Source organism: Immundisolibacter sp. (genome assembly GCF_028696615.1).
In the GTDB taxonomy this organism is placed as follows: Bacteria; Pseudomonadota; Gammaproteobacteria; order Immundisolibacterales; family Immundisolibacteraceae; genus Immundisolibacter.
In genome coordinates this window covers 1-15,265 of sequence record NZ_JAQVGQ010000008.1, presented here as the reverse complement: position 1 = coordinate 15,265, position 15,265 = coordinate 1, and the positions used below count along the sequence as shown (strand labels likewise).

Here is a 15,265-nt window from a genome sequence, read left to right as displayed (position 1 = left end):
GGGCCGCGCCCGGCACGGGCAGCAGCGCTCGGAGCTGCACAGGACCCTGCGGGTGCCGGGCAAGCACACGCCGGATTGCTGCTGCCGCGTGGACGAAGCCCCGCCGTCAACGTCGCCTGAACCCAACCCGAGGACACCACGATGGGCATGATCAAGGAAATCGACTTTCGCACCGCCCCGCGCCTGTGCAGCGAGGCGCAGGTGCGCGAGGGCGCGCGCAACCTGCTGGTGAACTGCTGCGAGGTCAAGCGCGGCACGGAGCTGATGATCGTGAACGAAAACGGCCTGGTGGACCCGGCCGTGGCGCGCATCATCGAGGACGAGGCCCGCGCGCTCGGCGCCCGGGTGCACGTGCTGTGGGCGGACGCCATCGAGGGACCGGATGCGGTGCCGCGCACGCTGCTGGCGGCGGTGGCCGAGGCCGACGTGACGCTGCTCAATCACCTGATGGCGGCGGTGCTGCGCCTGGTGCCGTTCGAGGGCCGGGGGCTGAAGGTGATGAACCCGCTGACCACCTGGGACCAGCTCGGCTCCGAGTACGCGCGCATCCCGTTCCAGGTCAGCGCCGAGATCCTGAAAGCGCTGGCGCCGCAGCTGGCGGCGGCCGGCGACTACCAGGTCACTTGCCCGCTGGGTACGGACCTGCGCGCGCCGCTGCATCCGAAGCCGGCCGCGCCGGCGGCGGTCGACAGCTTCACGCTGCGCACCTTCCCGCTGAGCGTGACGGCGGTGTACTCGTGCCTGGAAGCCAGCGGCCGGCTGGCCATCCGCTGGGTGACGCCATCCACCATCCGCGTCATGAAGGCCAAGGGCGTGATCCTGCCAAGCCCGGTGCTGGCCACGCTGGAACAAGGCCGCATGGTGGACTTCGACGGCGAACCGGCGGCGGTGGACGCCCTGCGCCGGTACCTGGATACGGCCGGCGCCGAAATCCGCAAGGATGGCTACATCGTCAATTCCTGGCACATGGGCACGCATCCGGCGTGCTTCACGCACCTGCGCCCGCAGGACGACCTGTTCGGCTGGATTCTGCATGCCCACGGCAACCCGCGCCTGGCGCATTTCCACGCCATCGGCGAGGCGCCGCCGGGCGAGGGCTCGATCCCGCTGCTGGACCCCACCGTGCGCTTCGGCGGCAAGACGCTGTGGGAACACGGGCGCCTGCTGCTGGCGGACGATCCGGCGTTTCGCGCCCGCATCGCCGCCTACGGCGACCCGGCGCGGCTGCTGCGAGCCGAGCCCAACATCGGCGTGTGATGGGCGGCCCGGCGGTCCGCTGTGCGGGTCGGCCGCCGGGCGATCGAAGCGGCGTCTGCGGCCGTGTGTCGCAGACGCGCGCATGGGGGTGGGCCTAAAATCACCCGTTGCCTGTCTACCCGGTTCGTTGGCCCCGATGTCCACGGTTTCCTCTTCCGGTGCCCTGCTGCTGGTGCACCTGCGCAGCGTGGCGCTGGCCACCCAGGCGGCAGCGGTGGCGGTGGCGGCCGGCCTGCTCGGCATGCAACTGCCGCTGGCGATCGATGCCTTGATCCTGGGCGCGCTCGCCGGCATGAACGCGCTGGCCTACTGGTACGCACGGCACGGCGACGAGCCCTCGGCCTGGGTGCTGACCGGGCAGCTGGCGTTCGACATCGTCGGCCTGACGGCCTTTCTGTACTTCAACGGCGGCTATGCCAACCCGTTCGCGTCGCTGTTTTTGCTGCCGCTGGCGGTGGCCGCCACCGTGCTGCCGATGCGGCACACCGCGGCGCTGACGGCGCTGGTGGTGGCCGGCTACAGCCTGGTCATGTTCGCCTACCGGCCGCTGCCGCATTACCACGGCAGTCTCGGCGACAGTTTCGATCTGCACCTGCTTGGCATGTGGTTGAGTCTGGTGGTGGCGGCGCTGGTGATCGCCGCCTTCGTGGCGCGCCTGGCGGCGGCGCTGCGCCTGCGCGAGGCGCACCTGGCGCAGTTGCGCGAGGCGGCGCTGCGCGGCGAACAACTGGCCGCGCTGGGTGCGCTCGCCGCCGGCACGGCGCACGAGCTCAGCACGCCGCTGTCGACCATGGCGGTGCTGGTGGGCGAGCTGCGCGCCACGGCGCCGGCCGAGCAGCGCGCCGAGCTCGACCTGCTGTCGCAGCAAATCGAGCGCTGTCGGGGCGTGCTGACGCGCAACCTCACCGTCACCGGTCAGGGGCGCGCCGAGGGCGGCGGCCGGCTGGGGCTCGAGGCCTGGCTGACGGCGCTGGTCGAGCACTGGCGGCAGACCCGCCCGCAGGCGGCGGTGCGGCTATCGTGCAGCGGGCCAGGCGAGCCGCCGCAGGTGGTGGCCGACGAAACCTTGCGTCAGGCCCTGTTCAGCCTGCTCGACAACGCCGCCGACGCGAGCGCCGCGGTGGAGCTGGCCGCCCGCTGGGATGCCAAGGCGCTGCGGCTCGACATCGCCGACCGCGGGCCTGGCGTGCCGCGCGAGCTGGCGCCGCGGCTCGGCCAGCCGTTCGTCAGCGGCAAGCCGGGTGGTCTGGGGCTGGGCGTGTATCTGGCGCGGGCGGTGGTCGAGCGTTTCGGCGGCAGTCTGGCGATCACGCCGCGCGAAGGTGGCGGCACCTTGGCGCAGGTGGCGTTGCCGCTGACGGCGCTGGCGGCCTGACGTGGAGCGCGCAGCGCCCGTGGCCGGTGAACTGCTGCTGGTCGACGACGACCCGGCGTTCGGGCGGGTGATGGCCACCGCGCTTGGCCGGCGAGGTTTTGCGGTGACGCTGGCCGGCAGCGTCGGCGAGGCGCGCGAGCTGCTCACGCGGCTCACGCCGACGCACGCGGTGTTCGATCTGCGCCTGCCGGACGGCAGCGGGCTCGAACTGGTGCCGTTGCTACGCGCGCGCCAGCCGCAGGCGCGCATCCTGGTGCTGAGTGGCTATGCCAGCATCCCGACCGCCATCGACGCCATCAAGCTCGGCGCCACCTACTACCTGGCCAAACCGGTGGATGCCGACGCCGTGCTGCGCGCCTTCGACGCCGCCGAGCCGGCGCCGGCGGCGGTCAGCCAGGTACCGGAGCAGCCGCTGTCGGTGCGTCGCGTGGAATGGGAGCACATCCAGCGCGTCCTGAAGGACTGCGGCGGCAACGTGTCGGCCGCGGCGCGGGCGCTGCGCATGCACCGGCGCACGCTGCAGAGAAAGCTCGGCAAACGCAGCGGCAGCCTGTAGAAAATCCTTCCCTGGATTTTCGGCTCGCGTCGGCGCGGTACAGGCCGTTCCGGGCGGTGCGCGCGGGGGCGGCCAACCCGCGCAGCACCGGCGCCTGCGGTTGACTGTGATCAAACGGGGGCCGATTTGTCCCAAGCCGCGTGGGAGCCATGCGCCGCTCACGGTTTCTAACAGGCCGTTGAAAAACCTTTTTCAGCGGCCTGTTAAGGCAAGCCAGGGATGGCTTGCCCCCACATCAAGCGCGTCGAGCGCTTGATGTGGGGGAGGCTGGTTGCGGACATGTGCCGCGACGAGCCGAGTTGAAAAAGGGCAGGAAGCCCTTTTTCAACGGCCTGTTAAGGCGCCATCACGCCGGCGGGGTATTCCGCGGCGGACGATACTGCTGGCTGGACTCGCCCCTTTGTCGCGCCAATACGGAGGTTTCCATGTCCCCCCTGGAGCCGTTTCTGCACACGCCGCGGGTGGCGTATTTCTCGATGGAAATCGCCCTCGAGAGCGCCATTCCCACCTATGCCGGCGGCCTTGGCGTGCTGGCCGGCGACACGGTGCGGGCGGCGGCCGATCTGGAGCTGCCGCTGGTGGCGGTGAGCCTGGTGTCGCGCGGCGGGCATTTTCGCCAGAGCTTCGACGAGGCCGGCCGGCAGGTGGAGCAGCCGGCACCCTGGGAGCCGCGCGAGCACGCCACGCCGCTGGCGGCCAAGGTGGCGCTGACCTTGCAGGAGCGCCAGGTGTGGGTCGGCGGCTGGCTGTACGTGCTGAGCGGTCATCTGGGCGGCAAGCAGCCGGTGTTGCTGCTGGACACCGACCTGGAGGAAAACCATCCCGATGATCGGTCCATCACCCATCAGCTCTACGGCGAGGATGGGTCCTATCGGCTGCGCCAGGAGGCTGTGCTTGGCATCGGCGGCGTGCGCCTGCTGCAGGCGCTCGGGTTCGAGATTCGCCAGTACCACATGAACGAAGGCCACTCGGCGCTGCTGGCGGTGGAGTTGCTGCGCCGCCACGCCCATGCGCCCGAAGAGCTGCGCCCCGGCGAGTCGCCTTTCGACGTGCCGTTGGTGCGTGACCTGTGCTGTTTCACCACCCACACGCCGGTCGAGGCCGGCCACGACCGCTTCGGCTACGACCTGGTGCAGCAGGTGCTGGACGATTTCGTGCCGATCGCCGTGCTCAAGCAGCTGGGCGGCGAGGATGTGCTGAACATGACCCGCCTGGCGCTGAACCTCAGCGAGTACGTCAACGGCGTGGCGCAGCGCCATGCCGAGGTGTCGCGGCGCATGTTCCCGGGTTACCGGGTGCATGCGGTGACCAACGGCGTGCACCCGTACACCTGGACTGCGCCGCCGCTGCGCGCGCTGTACGACCACTACCTGCCCGGCTGGTGCCATGAACCGGAACTGCTGGTGCGCGCCGACTGCTGCATCCCGCAGACGGCGCTGTTGCAGGCGCACGCCGAGGCCAAACGGGCGCTGATCGCGCGCGTGGCCGAGCGCACCGGCGTGACGCTGCAGCCGGATCTGCCGATCCTGGGCTTCGCCCGGCGCATGACCGCCTACAAGCGCCCGGACCTGCTGTTCACCGACCTCGAGCGGCTGAAGGCCATCGCCGCGGCGCGGCCGTTCCAGGTCGTGCTGGCCGGCAAGGCGCATCCGCGCGACGAGGGCGGCAAGCGGCTGATCGAGCTGCTGCACCGGCACATGCGCGAGCTGGCCGGGGTCATCCCGATGGCCTACCTGCCCGATTACGACCTCGATACCGCGCTGCTGATGGTGTCCGGCAGCGACGTGTGGCTGAACACGCCGCTGCCGCCGCTGGAGGCATCCGGCACCAGCGGCATGAAAGCCGCCTTCAACGGTGTGCCGTCCCTGTCGGTACTGGACGGCTGGTGGGTGGAGGGTTGCATCGAGGGCGTGACCGGCTGGAGTGTCGGCGCCGCCACCGAGGCCGGTCACGACAACGACGCCCGTGCCCTGTACGACAAGCTCGAGCAGGTGGTGCTGCCGCTGTACAGCGGGCAGCTCGGCGCGGCCGACGGCTGGGCGCGCGTCATGCAGGGGGCGATCGCCAAGAACGCGTCGTTCTTCAACAGCCACCGCATGATGCGTCGTTACGCGACCGAGGCTTATATCCGCTGAGGTCGGCGCGGTCGGGCCGGGCTGCCCCGACCTGAACAGAGGATGTGCGTGATTGATTCAATAATTGCAGTGCGGCTTTTGCCCGCGCTGCGGCGAGCCGAAAAACGCCAGGCACGGAGTTTTTCGGCATTTTTCCAGGAGAACGTGCGATGAAACGACCGACATCGATGTTGATTGCTGCGGCTTGCCTGGCACTGGCCGGCGCCGCCTCGGCGCAGTGTGGAACTGGCGTTCGCGGCGGCATGCTGGGCGCCGACGGCAAGCTGACCAAAGAGGAGTTCATGCAGCGCGCCGAACAGCGCTTTGCGCAGATGGACGCCAACAAGGATGGCGTGATCGACCAGAGCGAGCACCAGCAGATGCGCCAGCGCATGCGCGAGTGCCGGCAGCGCCAGGGCGGCATGCGCATGAAGGGTGGACCCGCAGCGAACGGCGGTGCTGCCCAGACCGGCAGCCAACCGGCTGCCGGCGCCCCCGCGCCGTGATGGCCGCACGACTCCCGGTCGGGAGTCTTTGCGCAAACGCCGGCTCAGCGGCGCGAGTCTGGGCGGTGGCTCGCTGCGGACTCGTGCCGCGACGAGCCGAGTTGAAAAAACGCGCCGGACGTGTCCTGGGAGCGTGTGAATTTTTTAAGCTCCGAGGCCGGCCAGGGATGGCCGGACGCGAAGCGAGCCCGTAAGGGCTTGATTCGCGGGAGCCCGTCCGGGCGTGTACCGGACGGGCGACGCAAGAAATGCGCAGGAGGCGCATTTCTTCACAACTCTGAGCTGGCTGCCTAACCTTTCCGGCATGACTCGACCCAACGACCCTACGAGGTAGCGACGCATGGCGACCGACCCGGTCTGCGGCATGCAGGTGGATGAATCCCGCGCTGCGGCGAGCGCCGAGCACGCCGGGCAGCGTTGGTATTTCTGCAGCACCCGCTGCCGCGACCGGTTCGTCGCCGACCCGCCGGCGTTCCTGGCGCGCCAGCCCGGCCACAGCTGCGGTCGGCACGGCGCGCGCCCGTCGACAGCGCCCGCCCAGGCGCACGCCGATGCGCTCTACACCTGCCCCATGCATCCCGAGGTGCAGCAGCGCGGGCCCGGCGACTGCCCGATCTGCGGCATGGCGCTCGAGCCCCTGGACATCGCCGCGGCGGGCCTGGACAACCCGGAACTCGACGACATGACGCGCCGCCTGTGGCTGGCCGGTGCGTGCACCGTGCCGGTGCTGGTGCTGGCCATGGGCGGCATGCTGCCGGCGCTGGCCGGCTGGCTGCCGCATGGGGCGGTCGGGCGCTGGCTGGAGCTGGCTTTCGCCTCGGTGGTGGTGTTGTGGGGCGGCTGGCCGTTTTTCGTGCGCGGCGCCAAGTCGCTGCGCACGCGGCATCTGAACATGTTCACGCTGATCGGCCTCGGTGTGGCGGTGGCCTACGGCTACAGCCTGCTGGCCACCGTGGCGCCGGGGGTCTTTCCGCCTGCGTTTCGCGATCACGCCGGGCAGGTTGGCGTCTACTTCGAGGCGGCGGCGGTCATCGTCACCCTGGTCCTGCTGGGCCAGGTGCTGGAGCTGCGGGCGCGCAGCGCGACCAACGCCGCCATCCGCGCCTTGCTGGGGCTGGCGCCCAAGACCGCGCGGCGCATTGCCCCGGACGGCAGCGAGCAGGATGTGCCGCTCGAGCAGGTGCAGGTCGGCGACCGCCTGCGCGTGCGGCCGGGTGAGCGGGTGCCGGTGGACGGCGTGGTGCTGCAAGGCCGCAGCGCCGTCGACGAGTCCATGATCTCCGGCGAGCCGATCCCGGTGGAAAAGGCCGCCGGCGACGAGGTCATCGGCGCCACCGTCAACGGCACCGGCACGCTGGTGATCGAGGCGCGGCGGGTGGGCCGCGACACGGTGCTGGCGCACATCGTGCAGATGGTCGCCGAGGCCAGCCGCAGCCGCGCGCCCATCCAAGGCTTGGCGGACCGCGTGGCGGCCTGGTTCGTGCCGGCAGTGATCGGCGTGGCGGCGCTGAGTTTTGTCGCCTGGAGCCTGTGGGGGCCGCCGCCGGCGCTGGCCTACGCGCTGGTCAACGCGGTTTCGGTGTTGATCATCGCCTGCCCGTGCGCGCTGGGGCTCGCCACGCCCATGTCCATCATGGTCGCCAGCGGCAAGGGCGCCTCGCTGGGGGTGCTGTTCAGGAACGCCACAGCCATCCAGACCCTGCGTGAGGTCGACACGCTGGTGGTCGACAAGACCGGCACCCTCACCGAGGGCCGGCCGCGGCTCGAGGACGTGGTCGCCGCTGCGGGTTTCGCCGAGGACGAAGTGCTGCGCCTGGCGGCGACGCTCGAACGCGCCAGCGAGCACCCGCTGGCGGCCGCCATCGTCGGCGGTGCGCAGCGGCGCGGCATCGAGCCTGCGCGCTGCGAGGAGTTCGTTGCGGTTCCGGGTCAGGGCGTGCGCGGCCGGGTCGACGGCCGTCAGGTGGCGCTCGGCAACCGGGCGTTGCTGGATGCCGTCGGCGTGACCGTCGATCCGCTTGCCGAGCGCGCCGAGGCGCTGCGCGGTGACGGCAAGACCGTCATGTTCCTGGCCGTGGGCGACCGGCTCGCCGGTTTGCTCGCCGTCGCCGATCCGGTCAAGGACAGCGCGCCGGCCGCCATTCGCGCCCTGCACGAGGAGCGCATCCGCATCGTCATGCTCACCGGCGACAGCGCCACCACCGCCCACGCGGTGGCGCGGCGGCTGGGCATCGACGAGGTGGTCGCCGGCCTCCAGCCCGACCAGAAGGCGCAGAAGATCAAGGACCTGCAAGCCCAGGGCCGCTGCGTGGCGATGGCCGGCGACGGCATCAACGACGCCCCGGCGCTGGCTTCGGCCGACGTCGGCATCGCCATGGGCAGCGGCACCGACGTGGCCATGCAAAGCGCCGATGTGACGCTGGTCAAGGGCGATCTGACCGGCATCGTGCGCGCCATCCGCCTGTCGCGGGCGACGATGCGCAACATTCGCCAGAACCTGTGGTTCGCCTTCGGCTACAACGCGCTCGGCGTGCCGATCGCCGCCGGCGTGCTGTATCCGTTCTTCGGGATTCTGTTGTCGCCGATGATTGCCGCCGCGGCCATGTCGTTGAGCTCGGTGTCGGTGATCGGCAACGCCCTGCGCCTGCGGCGCGTGCAGGTATGACCAAGCCGTCCCTCGGCCGTGGGTCACTGGCCGGCTGGGCACAGGCTGGCCAGGGCGGCCGGAAAGTGGCGCAGGATCAGCGAGTGATGGCCTTCGCCGGCCAACCAGCGCACTTCGCTGCACGGCAGGCGCGCGGCCAGGTGGCGCACCAGCGCCGGCGGCACGATGGTGTCGGCCAGGCCGTGCCAGATGCGCACCGGCAAGCGCACATCCTCGAGGGCGAAATCCCAGCGCCGCGCCAGCACGGTCAGCTCCCAGGCGGCGCCGTGCCCGCCCTGGCGCAGGGCTTCGCAAAAGGTCGCGCCCAGCACCGCCCGGTTGGTGGGGTCGGCCAGCACGGCGCGATCCGCCGCCGGCGCCGCGGCCTGCAGCCGGTCCAGCAGGCGCTGCGGGTGTCGCCGTGCCCAGGGCGCGGCCAGGCGCATCAGGCCGCGCGCCAGCGCCGGCAGCCAGGCGGCCAGGCCGAGCCCCAGGCGGTTCATGGTGGCCATGCCGCGTCGGGCCTGCGGCCAGTCGAGCGGCCCGAGCGGGGCCAGCAGGGCGACCGCCGCGACGCGGTCGGCCAGGCGCGCCGCGCAGGCCAGCGCGTAGGGCCCGCCGGCCGACACGCCGAATACGGCAAAGCGCCGCAGGCCGAGCCGGTCCGCCAGCTCGCCGACGTCGTCGGCCCAGGCGCCAAGCGTGCGCCCGGGCTTGAAACTGGACTCGCCAAAGCCGGGCCGGTCGGGCGCCAGCAGGCGCAGGCGGTGTTCGATGCCGTCGGGCAAGGGTTTCGGGTGTGCTGCAGGCATGGCGTGGTGCCGGGGCGAGCCAGGGCGATGACGATACGCGCCGCGCCGGCGGCCGTGTGGCGCCGGCCATGAGTGATGACACGCCGGTCGGCACCATCGTCGGCGTGCAGGGGCCGGTGGTGGTGATTGCCTGCGAGCGTCTGCCGCCGCTGCGTCAGGCGCTGTTGGCGCGCTTCGATCACGAGGCCTATCTGTTCGAGGTGCACCAGCACCTGGACGAGCGCCACCTGCGCGCGGTGACGCTGCACGGCACCGGCGGCCTCAAGCGCGGCATGCCGGTGTACGACACCGGCGCGCCGCTGCACGTGCCGGTGTCGGCCGACTGCCTGGGGCGGGTGCTTAACGTCTTCGGCGAGCCGCAGGACGGCGGTGCGCCGCTGGCCGGTGGCGCCTTTCGCAACGTGCACCAGCCGCCGCCGGCGCTGGCCGAGGCGCGCGCCGTGAGCGCGGTGCTGCCCACCGGCATCAAGGTGATCGATCTGCTGTGCCCGTTCTTTCGCGGCGGCAAGACCGGCCTGTTCGGCGGCGCCGGGGTCGGCAAGACAGTGCTGATCATGGAGTTCATGCACGCCATCCAGGCGGTGCACCGGGGCGTGTCGGTGTTCGCCGGGGTCGGCGAGCGCATCCGCGAGGGCCACGAGCTGTGGCACGACATGCGCGAGGCCGGCGTGCTGCCGCACGCGCTTTTGGTGTTCGGCGAGATGGACGAGTCGCCCGGCGCGCGCTTTCGCGTGGCGCTGACCGCGCTCACCTACGCCGAGTATCTGCGCGACACCCAGCACCGCGAGGTGCTGCTGCTGATCGACAACATCTACCGCATGGTGCAGGTCGGCAGCGAGGTGTCCAGCCTGCTCGGGCGCATGCCGGCCACGGTCGGCTACCAGCCGACGCTCGGCACCGAGATTGCCGAGGTCGAGGACCGGATCGCCTCCACGGCGGCGGGCGCAGTGACCTCGGTGCAGGCGGTGTACGTGCCGGCGGACGACCTGACCGATCCGGCGGTCAGCGCCATCCTGGGGCATCTGGACACCACGGTGATCCTGTCGCGCCGCCAGGCCGGGCAGGGCCTGTATCCGGCGGTCGACCCGCTGCGCTCGTTTTGCAAGCTGGCCGACCGCCACAGCATCGGCGACCGCCACTACCGCGTGGCCGAGGCGGTGCGCGAGCACATCGCCCGCTACCGCAAGCTCGAGGACATCATCGCCATGCTCGGCCTGCAGGAGTTGTCGGCCGAGGACCGGCAGACCGTGCACCGCGCCCGGCGTCTGGAGCGTTATCTGACCCAACCGTTTTTCGTCACCGCCCAGCACTCGGGCCTCGGCGGCACCAGCGTGGCGCTCGACGACTGTCTTTCCGATTGCGAGGCGATCCTCGCCGGCCGCCACGACGACTGGCCGGAGGAGCGCTTCTACATGCGCGGCACGCTGGCGGACGAGGCCCCGTGAGCAGCTTCACCCTGCACCTGCACAGCATGACGGCGGCGCGCACCGTGCCCGGCGTGCGCAGCCTGGTGGCGCGTGACGGGAGCGGCAGCTTCGGCATCCAGGCCGGTCACGAGGACTTCATGACCGCGCTCGAATTCGGCCTCGCCCGCTACCGCACCGGTGCCGACGACTGGCAGTACCTGGCACTGCCGGGCGGCATCCTGCGCGTGGCGGCCGGCGAGGTGTGGCTGTTCACCCGCCGCTATCTCGAGGACAGCGACTACCGGCGCCTGGGCGGGGAACTCGAGCGGCAGTTGCGCGCCGAAGAAGCGGCGCTGCGCGAGACCCGGGTGAGCCTGCAGCAGATGGAGCAGCAGCTGCTGCGGCGATTGTGGGAGCTCGAACGGTGGGGCTGGCCGGCATGAACGGCGGGCGGCGCCTGCGCGAGGAGGTCGAGCGCGACGCCCGCCGGCTGGACGAGGCCAGCCGCCGCAAACGCAGCGTGCTGGCGCAGGCGCGCTTCCTGGGCACTCTGGGGCTGGTGATGGTGCTGCCGATGGTGGCTGGCGCCTATCTCGGGCGCTGGCTCGACGAGCGCCTGCCCGGTTATTCGCAGTCCTGGACCCTCAGCCTGCTGCTGCTCGGCGTGCTGGTGGGGGCGATCAACGTGTATCTGATGTTGCGGGACTGAAACCGATGGACGGCAACGATCTGCTCGCGCTGCCGGCCCTGCAACTGGGACCGCTGCGGCTGTCCGAATCCCTGCTCGGCAGCCTCGCGGTGAGTCTGCTGCTGGCGGCGCTGGCGGCACTGGCGGGGCGGCGTCTGCGCGCCGCGCCGGGACGCTGGCAGACGGCGGTCGAGGGGCTGGTCGGCGCCGCCGAGGCGGCGGTGCGCGCGCTGGTCGAGGACCAGGCGCCGCGGGTGCTGCCGTTCGTGGCGACGCTGTGGGCCTTTTTGCTGTGCGCCAACCTGGTCGGTCTCATTCCAGGACTGGAATCGCCCACCCGGGATCTGTCCGTCACCGCCGCGCTGGCGGTGCTGGTGTTCGCCTCGGTGCACTGGTTCGGTATCCGCGCCAGCGGCTGGCGGGCTTACTTTCGGCGCTACCTGCAGCCGAGCCCGCTGCTGCTGCCGTTTCACCTGGTCAGCGAATTCACCCGCACGCTGGCGCTGGCGGTGCGCCTGTTCGGCAACATCATGAGCCTTGAACTCACCGCGCTGCTGGTGCTCACGGTGGTGGGCCTGCTGGTGCCGGTGCCGATCCTGCTGCTGCACGTGATCGAGGCGGTGGTGCAGGCCTACATCTTCGGCATGCTGGCGCTGGTGTACATCGCCGGCGGCCTGCAGGCGCATGAGCGGTGATCGCCGAGAAATTCCATCCCTGGAATTTCTCGGTTCGCAGCGTCGCGGTGCACGCCCGCGCCGCGCTGCGCGACTCAAGGACCAAGGTCCTTGTTTGCGCCGGGGCATCCTGCCCCGGTCAAACCCATGGCGAAGGAGGGTAGACGAGTGTCCGACATGAGTTGGCTGGTGATCGCCAGCACGGTGGCGGCGGTGCTCGGCATTGCGCTCGGGGTGATGCTGCCGGCGCTGGCCATGGGCCGCGCCATCAGCCAGGCGCTGGACGCCATCGCCCGTCAGCCGGAAGCCGAGCCGGCGATCTCGCGGCTGCTGTTCATTGGCCTTGCGATGATCGAATCGCTGGCCATCTACTGCCTGGTGATCATCCTCATCGTGCTGTTCCGTAACCCCCTGCTGGCCTATCTGCCGCACTGAGAGCATGTGAATTTTGCAAGCTCCGAAGCCGTCCGGGCGTGTATCGGACGGGCGACGCAAGAAATGCGCAGGACGTGCATTTCTTCACCCACTGTGAGGCCGGCATGGATTTCGACTGGCTGACGTTCGGCTTCGAGATCGTCAATTTCCTGGCGCTGGTATGGCTGCTGCACCGGCTGCTGTATCGGCCGGTGCTCGGCATCATCGCCGCGCGGCGCGCCGACATCGAGGCGAGCTTGGCCAAAGCGGCGGCGATGCAGGCCGAGGCCGAGCAGCGCCGGGCCGAGTACGACCGGCGTCTTCAGGACTGGGCGAGCGAGCGCGCCAAGGCACGCCGCGATCTCGACGAGGAACTCGAACGCGAGCGCCAGCGTCGCCTGCAGGAACTCGAGACCGAGCTGGCCGAGCGCCGCCAGCGCGAGGCGGCGCTGCGCGAGCGCGAAGCCGCCGAGCTGCGCCGCAGCGCCGAGCGCGAGGCGCTGGCGCTGGCCGGGCGTTTCGCCGCGCGCCTGCTCGGCGTCGCCGCCGGGCCTGAGCTGCAGGCGCGGCTGGTGCGGTTGCTGGTGGAGCGGCTCGGCGCGCTGCCGGCCGAACGGCGCGCCGCGCTGCGCGAGGCCCTGCGCACGGCCAGCGCGCCGCTGCAGGTGACCTGCGCCCATCCCCTCGACGACACGCAGCGCGCCGAACTGGCGCGGGCGCTGGCGGCGCTCGCCGGCGACCGCACGCCGGCCATCGACTACCACCAGGACCCGGCGTTGCTGGCCGGCGTGCGGCTGCAGGTCGGCGCCTGGCAGCTCGGCGCCAACCTGCAGGACGAGCTGCAGGCGTTTTGCGAGCTGGTGCATGCCGATGGCTGAGGCGGCGAACGCCTCCCCGCTGGCCGCCGCACGCGCCTGGCTGCAGGACTACCGGCCGGGTCTGCGGGCGCGCGAGCTGGGCGTGGTGCGCTCGGTGGGCGACGGCATCGCCTGGGTGGCCGGCCTGCCGTCGGCGGCGATGGACGAGCTGCTGCGTTTCGAGGACGGCAGCCTGGGGCAGGTGTTTCACCTGAGCGACGGCCACCTCGGCGCCGTGCTGCTGCACCAGACCGAGGGCCTCACCGCCGGCACCCGGGCAATGCTCGGCGGGCGGGTGCTGGACATGCCGGTGGGCGACGCGCTGCTCGGGCGGGTGATCGATCCGCTCGGCCGGCCGCTCGACGGTGGCGATGCGGTGCGCAGCGGCCAGCGGCGGCCGCTGGATACGCCCTCACCGCCGCTGCTCGAACGCGATTTCGTCACCGAACCGCTGCTTACCGGTTGCAAGATCGTCGACACCCTGCTGCCCATCGGCCGCGGCCAGCGCCAGCTCATCATCGGCGACGAGGGCACCGGCCGCAGCGCCCTGGCGCTGGATGCGGTGCTCAATCAAAAGGACAGCGGCGTGCGCTGCGTGTACGTGCTGATCGGCCAGAAGCGCTCGGCGGTGGTCAGCACCCTGGAACTGTTGCGTCAGCATGGCGCGCTGGCCTACACCAGCGTGGTGGTGGGCGAGGCCAGCGCCCTGCCGGGCCTGCAGTATCTGGCGCCGTTCGCCGGCTGCACGCTGGCCGAAGCCTGGATGCACGCCGGCCACGACACGCTGGTGGTGTACGACGACCTCAGCGCCCACGCCCGCGCCTACCGGGAGCTGTCGCTGCTGCTGCGCCGCCCGCCGGGGCGCGAGGCCTACCCCGGCGACATCTTCTATCTACACGCCCGGCTGCTCGAGCGCGCCACGCACCTGTCGGCCGAGGCCGGCGGCGGCAGCATGACCGCGCTGCCCATCGTCGAGACCCTGCAGGGCGAGATCGCCGCCTACATCCCGACCAACATCATTTCCATCACCGACGGGCAGATTTACCTCGATGGCGGACTGTTCGCCGGCGGTTTTCGGCCGGCCATCGACATCGCCCTGTCGGTGTCGCGCATCGGCGGCAAGGCGCAGCACCCGCGCATCCGCGCCGCGGCGGCCGGCGTCAAGCTCGAGTACCTGCAGTTTCTGGAACTCGAGACGTTCACCCGTTTCGGGGCGCGCCTGGAGCCGGCCCTGCAGGCGCGCCTCAAACGCGGCCAGGTGCTGCGCGAGCTGCTCAAGCAGGAGCGCCTGGCGCCGGTGTCGGCGGCCGGGCATCTGGCCTGGCTGCTGGCTTTCGGGCACGGCTTGCTGGATGCGCTGGCGCCAGCCGAGGTGGGCGGCGCGCTCGGCCGCCTGCTCGCCGCCGTGCCGGGCAGCGGGCTCGACCTGCGGTCGTCCGACGAGGCCTGGCTGGCTTGGCTCGAGACCGCGCTGGTGTCGCCGTGAGCCGCTACCGGGAACTCACCGAACACCTGCGCGGCCTCGAGGACATCCGCGCCATCCTGTCCGGCATGCGCACCCTGGCGGCGGTGGAGCTGCAGCGGGTCATGCGCCTGCAGGCGCCCGCCGCGCAACTGCGCGCCGGCCTCGAGGCTGCCGTGGCGACCCAGTTTGCCGGCCGGCCGGCGGCGCCTGCCGCAGCGCCCGCGGCGGGGCTGTGGGTGGTGCTGGGCAGCGAGAAGGGGCTGTGCGGCGACTTCAACGAGCGTCTGCTGGCCGGGTTGTCCGATGGCGCGACGCCGCGGGTGCTGGTGGGCGCCAAGCTGGCGGCCGCAGGCGAGCAGATGCCGGCGGTGGTGGCGCACTGCCCGGGCGCGCTGGGGGTCGACGACGTCGGTCCGGTGCTGGGCGTGCTGGCGCAGACGTTGGCCGGCATGGACGCGCTGGCGGCCGGCTCGCTGCAGGTGCTCTGTCACGATCCG

At 71.4% G+C, this 15,265-nt stretch carries 14 protein-coding genes and 1 pseudogene; 14 read left to right on the top strand and 1 reads right to left on the bottom strand.

Annotated elements, in window-relative coordinates:
• Positions 1-141 precede the first annotated feature (141 nt).
• The 6 genes from PHC73_RS01285 to PHC73_RS01260 all read left to right on the top strand — a co-directional run bounded on the left by PHC73_RS01285 (position 142) and on the right by PHC73_RS01260 (position 8,473).
• Entirely contained in the window at positions 142-1,257 is a 1,116-nt protein-coding gene (locus PHC73_RS01285; protein WP_300123752.1) for a hypothetical protein, read from the top strand.
• 136 nt (positions 1,258-1,393) lie between these two features.
• Entirely contained in the window at positions 1,394-2,632 is a 1,239-nt protein-coding gene (locus PHC73_RS01280; RefSeq protein ID WP_300123751.1) for an ATP-binding protein, read from the top strand.
• 19 nt (positions 2,633-2,651) lie between these two features.
• Complete coding sequence (locus PHC73_RS01275) at positions 2,652-3,188, top strand: response regulator transcription factor (RefSeq protein ID WP_300123750.1); 537 nt, start codon at positions 2,652-2,654, stop codon at positions 3,186-3,188.
• A gap of 425 nt (positions 3,189-3,613) precedes the next feature.
• Positions 3,614-5,323: an alpha-glucan family phosphorylase gene (glgP, locus tag PHC73_RS01270; protein ID WP_300123749.1), complete on the top strand. Its 1,710-nt coding sequence runs from the start codon at positions 3,614-3,616 to the stop codon at positions 5,321-5,323.
• A 149-nt stretch (positions 5,324-5,472) separates the two neighbouring features.
• Entirely contained in the window at positions 5,473-5,808 is a 336-nt protein-coding gene (locus tag PHC73_RS01265; RefSeq protein WP_300123748.1) for a hypothetical protein, read from the top strand.
• Between the two features lie 340 nt (positions 5,809-6,148).
• Entirely contained in the window at positions 6,149-8,473 is a 2,325-nt protein-coding gene (locus PHC73_RS01260) for a heavy metal translocating P-type ATPase (RefSeq protein ID WP_300123747.1), read from the top strand.
• 23 nt (positions 8,474-8,496) lie between these two features.
• On the opposite strand, the gene PHC73_RS01255 is transcribed toward PHC73_RS01260, so the two are convergent.
• The gene (locus PHC73_RS01255; protein ID WP_300123746.1) at positions 8,497-9,264 is read right to left on the bottom strand and encodes an alpha/beta hydrolase; all 768 of its coding nucleotides are present in this window, start codon (positions 9,262-9,264) and stop codon (positions 8,497-8,499) included.
• A gap of 68 nt (positions 9,265-9,332) precedes the next feature.
• On the opposite strand from PHC73_RS01255, the gene atpD reads away from it, so the two are divergent.
• The 8 genes and pseudogenes from atpD to PHC73_RS01215 form a co-directional block, all read left to right on the top strand.
• Positions 9,333-10,709 carry a F0F1 ATP synthase subunit beta gene (atpD, locus tag PHC73_RS01250; RefSeq protein WP_300123745.1) on the top strand — a complete coding sequence of 459 codons (1,377 nt, stop codon included), beginning with the start codon at positions 9,333-9,335 and terminating at the stop codon, positions 10,707-10,709.
• Positions 10,706-11,113 carry a F0F1 ATP synthase subunit epsilon gene (locus PHC73_RS01245; RefSeq protein ID WP_300123744.1) on the top strand — a complete coding sequence of 136 codons (408 nt, stop codon included), beginning with the start codon at positions 10,706-10,708 and terminating at the stop codon, positions 11,111-11,113. The genes atpD and PHC73_RS01245 overlap by 4 nt, the downstream gene beginning before the upstream one ends.
• The gene (locus PHC73_RS01240; RefSeq protein WP_366949771.1) at positions 11,110-11,379 is read left to right on the top strand and encodes an AtpZ/AtpI family protein; all 270 of its coding nucleotides are present in this window, start codon (positions 11,110-11,112) and stop codon (positions 11,377-11,379) included. Before PHC73_RS01245 ends, PHC73_RS01240 begins: the two co-directional genes overlap by 4 nt.
• Before the next feature lie 5 nt (positions 11,380-11,384).
• Positions 11,385-12,053: a F0F1 ATP synthase subunit A gene (locus PHC73_RS01235; RefSeq protein WP_300123742.1), complete on the top strand. Its 669-nt coding sequence runs from the start codon at positions 11,385-11,387 to the stop codon at positions 12,051-12,053.
• 147 nt (positions 12,054-12,200) lie between these two features.
• On the top strand, positions 12,201-12,467 hold the full coding sequence (locus PHC73_RS01230) for a F0F1 ATP synthase subunit C (protein WP_366949770.1): 267 nt from the start codon (positions 12,201-12,203) through the stop codon (positions 12,465-12,467).
• A 74-nt stretch (positions 12,468-12,541) separates the two neighbouring features.
• The gene (locus PHC73_RS01225; RefSeq protein ID WP_300123741.1) at positions 12,542-13,324 is read left to right on the top strand and encodes a F0F1 ATP synthase subunit delta; all 783 of its coding nucleotides are present in this window, start codon (positions 12,542-12,544) and stop codon (positions 13,322-13,324) included.
• Complete coding sequence (locus PHC73_RS01220) at positions 13,317-14,789, top strand: F0F1 ATP synthase subunit alpha (RefSeq protein WP_300123740.1); 1,473 nt, start codon at positions 13,317-13,319, stop codon at positions 14,787-14,789. The genes PHC73_RS01225 and PHC73_RS01220 overlap by 8 nt, the downstream gene beginning before the upstream one ends.
• Positions 14,786-15,265 (top strand): annotated as a pseudogene (locus PHC73_RS01215) (hypothetical protein); the annotation flags it as partial. The gene PHC73_RS01220 and the pseudogene PHC73_RS01215, both read left to right, overlap by 4 nt.